The organism is Nocardioides sp., from assembly GCF_036503465.1.
GTDB lineage: Bacteria > Actinomycetota > Actinomycetes > Propionibacteriales > Nocardioidaceae > Nocardioides.
This window is the reverse complement of sequence record NZ_DASXWU010000007.1, coordinates 22440-28834: the sequence shown is the minus strand read 5'-3', so window position 1 is coordinate 28834 and position 6395 is coordinate 22440. Positions and strand designations below refer to the sequence as shown.

The window sequence follows — 6395 nt, the reverse complement described above, 5'->3', positions numbered from 1 at the left end:
CGGGGACCGCGAGATCACCGTCGCCGCCGACACCTTCGCCGACTTCGTCGACGGACTCGCCGAGGCCCTGGACGACCACCAGGCGACCGGCGAGGACTGGGCAGCACGCCACCACTTCTCCCGGTTCCACTTCGACCGGATGATCAAGTCGGTCGGCGGCGAGCCCCCGCAGGCGCTGCGCCGCCGCATCCTGCTCGAGCGCGCGGCGTACCGGATGATCACGACGAAGGTGCCGCTCCTCGACATCGCCGTGGAGGCCGGCTACTCCTCGCACGAGGCGTTCACCCGTGCGTTCACCAAGGCGTACGACGAGTCGCCGCGGGAATGGCGCAAGAAGCCCGGCCACATCCAGATCGGCGAGGCGAACGGCGTGCACTTCGTGCCGCCCGCGAGCATCCGGCTCCCCTCGCGCGACGTCGTCCGCGGCCCCGACCTCCTGGAGAAGATGGTCGAGCACCACGTCTGGCTGACCGGTGAGCTGATCCGTGTCTCGGGCAACCTCACCGACGCCGAGCTCGATGCGCCGTTGATCGTCGAGGACGAGCCGGACGAGTCGCAGACGATCCGTTCCATCCTGAGCCGGCTGGTCGGACAGATGGGGATGTGGAACGCCGCGATGGCGACCCGGGACTACGACTGGAGCGTCGAGGACCACGAGTCCCTGACCTCCATGCGCCGGCGGCTGGGGATCGAGGGCCCGCGTTACCTCGCCCACGTGCGCGAGGTGTGCGACCAGGGCCGGCTCGAGGACACGTTCGTCGACGCGGTGTGCGCCCGGGCCGAGGTGTTCACCTACGGCGGGATGATCGCGCACGTGGTGACGTTCGCGGCGTACCGCCGGACCGTGGTCGTGCTGGCGCTCAGCCGCCACGGTCACGACGAGCTCGGCTGGGGCGACCCGATGAGGTGGGTCGCGGACCGGGCGTGACGGTACGCCGTTCCGGCGGCGGGCGAGAATGTCCGCGTGGAGATCGCGTTCGAGCTGGTCGCGCTGGCGATCGTGGTGCTCGCCGGGACCGCGCTGGCCGACCGCGTGCGCTTCCCCGCACCGCTCGGACTGATCGTCATCGGGGTCGTCGCGTCGTACCTCCCCGGCGTGCCGACCGTCCACCTCAGCTCGGACATCGTGCTGCTCGGGCTGCTGCCGCCGCTCCTGTACGCCGCCGCCATCCAGACCTCGCTGGTCGACTTCAACGCCAACCGACGCTCGATCCTGCTGCTCAGCGTCGGCCTGGTCGTGTTCACGACCCTCGGCATCGGCGTCCTGGTCCACGTCCTCCTGCCCGGCATCGACTGGTGGCTGGCGCTCGCCATCGGCGCCGTCGTCGCGCCGCCCGACGCCGTCGCGGCGACCACGATCGGGCGCCGGATCGGCCTGCCCCGACGGATCGTCACGATCCTGGAGGGCGAGTCGCTGCTCAACGACGCGACCGCCCTGGTCGCGTTGCGCACGGCGATCGCGGCGGGCGCTGGCGGGGTCGAGCTGTGGCGCGTGGGCACGGACTTCCTGGTCGCGTCGATCGGCGGCGCCGCGATCGGCTTCGTGGTGTTCGTGGTCGTCGCCCGGCTCCGGCATCACGTGACCGATCCGATCCTCGACACCGCGATCTCGTTCGTGGTGCCCTACGCGACGTACATCATCTCCGAGGAGGCGCACTCCTCGGGCGTCGTCAGCGTCGTGGCCACCGGACTGCTGCTGGGACACAAGGCACCGATCGTCCAGACTGCCCAGTCGCGCATCGCCGAGCGGATGAACTGGCGCACCATCGCCTACGTCCTGGAGAACACGGTCTTCCTTCTGATCGGACTGCAGGCGCAGTGGATCCTCCAGGACGTCCACGACGGTGGGGTCTCGGCCGGTCGGGTCGTCGCCGTCTGCGGGCTCACGCTGCTCGCGGCGATCGTGCTGCGGGTCGTGTGGGTGTTCTTCGCGCGCTACCTCCTCGTCCGCCCGGGGCCCGACCCGACCACCGGCCACATCCCGCCGGCGTCGTTCACGTTCCTGCTGGGCTGGGCCGGGATGCGTGGCGTGGTGACCCTCGCCGCGGCGTTCGTCATCCCGGCCGACGCGCCCCACCGCGAGGTGCTGCTGCTCGTCGCGTTCACCGTCGTGGCGGGCACGCTGTTCATCCAGGGGCTCTCGCTGCCCTGGCTGGCCGTGCGGATGCGCGTCCCGGCCCCGGACCCGCTCGAGGATGCGCTGGCCCGGGCGACCGTGCTGCAGCAGGCGTCCAAGGCGGGGTTCAAGAAGCTCAAGGAGCTGGAGTACGACGACCGGCACGGCGTGTTCGCGCTCCTCAAGCAACGCATCGAGCAGCGCAACTTCGCGGCCTGGGAGCGCCTCGGCACCGTCGCCGACCAGGAGGCGCCCAGCGAGCTCTACACCCGGGTGCGGCTGGAGATGCTCGCCGCCGAGCGGGAGCGCGTTCTCGCCATCCGGAAGTCCGGCACCGTCGCCAGCGAGGTGGTCAGCGACGTGCTCGGCATGCTGGACGTCGAGGAGTCGATGCTCGACATCAGCCGGGACGAGCGCGAGGAGATCCGGTTCACGGCGGCCCAGCGGCGTACCGGGGACACCTGCGTGGACCTCGACGCCTACCCGGCCGTGCACACGTTGGACGACCCCGAGTGCCTGGACTGCCTGCGCGAAGGTACGGTGTGGGTCGCCCTGCGCCAGTGCCTCGAGTGCGGGCACATCGGCTGCTGCGACTCCTCCCCGCGCCGCCACGCCACCGCGCACTTCCACGAGTACCAGCACCCGGTGATCGAGTCCGCCGAGCCCGGCGAGGACTGGCGCTGGTGCTTCCTGCACCACGCCACGGCGTGACGTGTCGGTGGCGACCTAGTCTGGCCGGGTGCGGATCACCAAGTTCGGCCACTCCTGCGTCCGGCTCGAGCACGACGGGAAGGTGGTGGTCCTCGACCCCGGGATGTTCACCGACCCGGAAGCGGTGGACGGCGCCGATGCGGTGGTGATCACCCACGAGCACCCCGACCACTACCAACCCGACCACCTCGCCCGCGCGGACGCACCGGTGTTCACGATCGCTGCCGTCGCCGCCAGGATCCGTGAGGACTCCCCGGCCGTGAGCGAGCGCGTCACCATCGTGTCGCCAGGAGAGAGCTTCGACCCCGGCATCCCCGCCGAGTCGGTGGGCGAGCTGCACGCCGTGATCCACCCCGACCTGCCGCGGTTCTACAACTCCGGCTACCTCTTCGACCTCGGGGGTACGACGGTCTACCACCCCGGCGACTCGCTCACCCTCCCGCTGCAGCAGGTCGACGTGCTCTGCGTGCCGGTGTGTGCGCCCTGGATGCGTGCCGCAGACGGTGTCGACTTCGCCCGCGCCGTCGGCGCCCCGCGCAACCTGGCGATCCACGACCGGGTCTACTCCGAGGCGGGGCTCGCGATCGTCGACGGCCACTTCGGGCTGCTGCTGCCCGAGAGTTCGACGTACCACCGCATCGCTGACGGCACCGACCTCGAGTGAGCGCGGAAGGTCAGCGGACCAGCAGGCAGAAGGGGTGCCCCGACGGGTCGGCCAGCACGTAGAGCTGCTCGTCCTCGTCGTCGGTGCGGTCGAGCAGGATCCGCGCACCGAGCGCGAGGGCCCGGTCGCGATGCCGGGCTAGCTCCGCGGCACTGCTCACGCTGAGGTCAAGGTGCATCTGCATCGGAACGTCGTGCTCCGGCCACGTCGTCGGCTCCAACCGCTCCACCTGCTGGAAGGCGAGCTTCCGACGGCCGCCGGCGTCGACGAGCACCAGCCAGTCCGCGGCGTCGGGCCCGTCCGTGGGCGGCTCGTCGCCCGGGCGGTACTGCAGTCTGAGCAGCTCCCGGTAGAACTCGGCCAGGCCTCGGCAGTCCGTCGTGTCGATGGCGGTGTGCATCAGCCGGGGGAACTCGTCCATCCCCGGCACGATAGTGACGTCCGGTGACCTCAGCCGGCGCCGAGCGAGTCGCGCACCGGCACCAGCTTGGCCTGGGACTCGGCGAGCTCGGCCTCCGGGTCGGAGTCGGCGACGATCCCGCAACCCGCGAACAGCCGTACCGTGTTGCCGGCGAGTTCGGCCGAGCGCAGGGCGATGCCCCACTCGCCGTCGCCGGTCGTGTCCATCCAGCCGACCGGACCCGCGTATCGGCCCCGGTCCATGCCCTCGATCTCCGAGATCAGGGCGACGGCCTCGGGCGTCGGCGTACCGCCCACTGCCGCGGACGGGTGGAGCGACGCAGCGAGCTGCAACGACGACACCGTGGTCGCGTCGTGGACCACGCCGGCGACGTCGGTGGCCAGGTGCATGACGTTCGGGAGATGCAGCACGAACGGCGACTCCGGGACGTTCATCGACGAGCAATGCGGCTCGAGCGAGTCGGCGACCGAGCGCACGGCGTACTCGTGCTCCTCGAGGTCCTTGCTCGATCGCGCCAGGGTGGCGGCGAGGGCGAGGTCGCGCTCGTCGTCACCGGTACGCCGGATGGTCCCGGCCAGCACCCGTGAGGTGACCAGGCCGCGCTCGCGGCGCACCAGCATCTCGGGGGTCGCACCGAACAGGCCGTCGACGTGGAAGGTCCAGCACATCGGGTAGCTCGCGGCCAGCCGGCTCAGCGGCCAGCGGACGTCGATCCTGCTCGCCGCGGTCGCGACCAGGTCGCGGGCCAGCACCACCTTGCCGAGCGCGCCGGCGGTGATCCGGCGTACCGCCTCGGCGACGACGGCCATCCAGTGCTCGCCGTCCATCGCGCCGTCACTGAACACGACGCCCTCGGGCGCTTCCACGGCGTCGCTGCGGCCGCCGTACGACGCGTCGCCGACCAGGGTGAGCCAGGTGCGGCCGCCGCGGCGTCCGACCACGACCTCCGGCACCGTGAGCACCGAGTCGCCGGGGTCGTCGGCGAACGCGAACGAGCCGAAGCAGACGAGTCCCGACCCGGGCTCGTTGACCTCGTCGCGGATGTCCGCGCGGGCGACCGTCTCGGTCCACCACTTGTCGGCGTCCGAGAAGCGGGTGAGCCCCTGGGGCCGGATCTCGGCGGCGACGCCCCAGCCGACCAACCCTTCGTCCCGACGCAGCCAGGTGACACCGGCATGGGCGGGAAGCAGCGATAGGAGGGGGTCGTCGTCGTCGATCTCGGTCGTCCGGACCGACAGACCCGGTGACGCGGGGGTGGCCGCAAGGCTCGTCACAATTCGTGAGCGTACCGGGCGGCGGTCCGCAACCCCGTCTCGACGGGGGTCGCTGTCGCCAAGGTCACCCTCGGCCGCGGCCGAGGCTCACGACCAGTAGACGACGACCTTGTCCCCGACCCGGACCTGGGAGAACAGCCACTTGATGCCGTCGTAGTCACGGATGTTCACGCAGCCGTGCGAGGCGCCGTTGTAGCCGACCGCCGCGAAGTCCGAGGAGTAGTGCACCGCCTGACCGCCGGAGAAGAACATCGAGAACGGCATCGACGAGCCGTACATGTGCGACACGTGGTCGGCGTCCTTCAGGTAGACGTGGAACAGCCCTTCGCGTGTCGGGGTGTCGTTGAGGGTCGAGCCGAAGCGGGCATCGAGCGTCTGCTCCACGTGACCGTCGACCACCCAGCGCAAGGTGCGCGACGTCTTGTCGATGCACAGTGCCCGGCCGGTCAGGCAGCGGGCGTCGAGCTTCCCGGGAGAGGGCAGCCGGTTGTGCATCTCCGCGTTGGTGGGGGCGGCGGTCATGGCGTTGAGGCGGTCGAGGGTCCGCTGGTCGACGGCACCGGTCACCGGGATCTCGCGCTTGGCCTGGAATCCCTTGACGGCCGTGACGGTCTGCTCGTCGTAGGTGCCGGTCACGTCGCCGAAGTACCAGGCGATCTGCCGGAGTCGCGCCTGGATCGCGCGGACGTCGTCGCCGTCGTCGCCGGACTGGAACAGCGGCTTGCCGGCGTGGAGCACGTTGAACATCGCGTCGTGGCTCGGCGTGCTCGTCATCCCGCGCAACCGGTCCCAGGTCCTCCGGTCGAGGACGCCGGTGGCGTGCAGGCCACGCTTGCCCTGGAAGCCCTTCACGGCGGCGACGGTCGCCGCGTCGTACACACCGGTCGTGTGCCCGGGAAGCCACGCGAGCTGGAACAGTCGCTGCTGGAGCTCACGCACCTGGATGCCCTTGGCCCCGGGCTTCAGCACGTCCTGCTCCACCGGTGCCTGCTTGGTCGGCGAGGAACTGGGGGTGGCCGGTGTCGGGGTGGGGGAGGAGGGTGTCGAGGTGCTCGGTGCGGCCGGAAGGTCGCCGGACGACGCCACGGTGCGCTGGTCGTGGTCGCGCAGGAGTCGGCCCCCGGCGTACGCCGCGCCGCCGAGCACGCCGATGACGAGCACCAGCGTGAGCAGGGTCTTGAAGACCTTCATCGTTCTCCTCCGGGGAAG

General features: G+C 70.9%; 6 protein-coding genes. 3 read left to right on the top strand and 3 right to left on the bottom strand.

What is annotated here, in order from left to right; all coding sequences use genetic code 11:
- The 3 genes from VGK78_RS00555 to VGK78_RS00545 form a co-directional block, all read left to right on the top strand.
- Positions 1-928 (top strand): helix-turn-helix transcriptional regulator (locus tag VGK78_RS00555; protein WP_331525295.1); only part of this gene is annotated, 928 nt, incomplete at its 5' end.
- A gap of 36 nt (positions 929-964) precedes the next feature.
- A complete protein-coding gene (locus VGK78_RS00550) occupies positions 965-2827 on the top strand; it encodes a Na+/H+ antiporter (RefSeq protein ID WP_331525294.1) in 1863 nt (620 codons plus the stop codon).
- A 28-nt stretch (positions 2828-2855) separates the two neighbouring features.
- A complete protein-coding gene (locus tag VGK78_RS00545) occupies positions 2856-3491 on the top strand; it encodes an MBL fold metallo-hydrolase (RefSeq protein WP_331525293.1) in 636 nt (211 codons plus the stop codon).
- A gap of 10 nt (positions 3492-3501) precedes the next feature.
- Here the strand turns inward: VGK78_RS00545 and VGK78_RS00540 are convergent, their stop codons facing one another.
- The 3 genes from VGK78_RS00540 to VGK78_RS00530 all read right to left on the bottom strand — a co-directional run bounded on the left by VGK78_RS00540 (position 3502) and on the right by VGK78_RS00530 (position 6377).
- On the bottom strand, positions 3502-3912 hold the full coding sequence (locus VGK78_RS00540; protein ID WP_331525292.1) for a VOC family protein: 411 nt from the start codon (positions 3910-3912) through the stop codon (positions 3502-3504).
- A gap of 29 nt (positions 3913-3941) precedes the next feature.
- Positions 3942-5186, bottom strand: coding sequence for an isochorismate synthase (locus VGK78_RS00535; RefSeq protein WP_331525291.1), 1245 nt, complete (start codon positions 5184-5186; stop codon positions 3942-3944).
- An 87-nt stretch (positions 5187-5273) separates the two neighbouring features.
- Complete coding sequence (locus VGK78_RS00530) at positions 5274-6377, bottom strand: L,D-transpeptidase family protein (protein WP_331525290.1); 1104 nt, start codon at positions 6375-6377, stop codon at positions 5274-5276.
- Between the last annotated feature and the right edge of the window lie 18 nt (positions 6378-6395).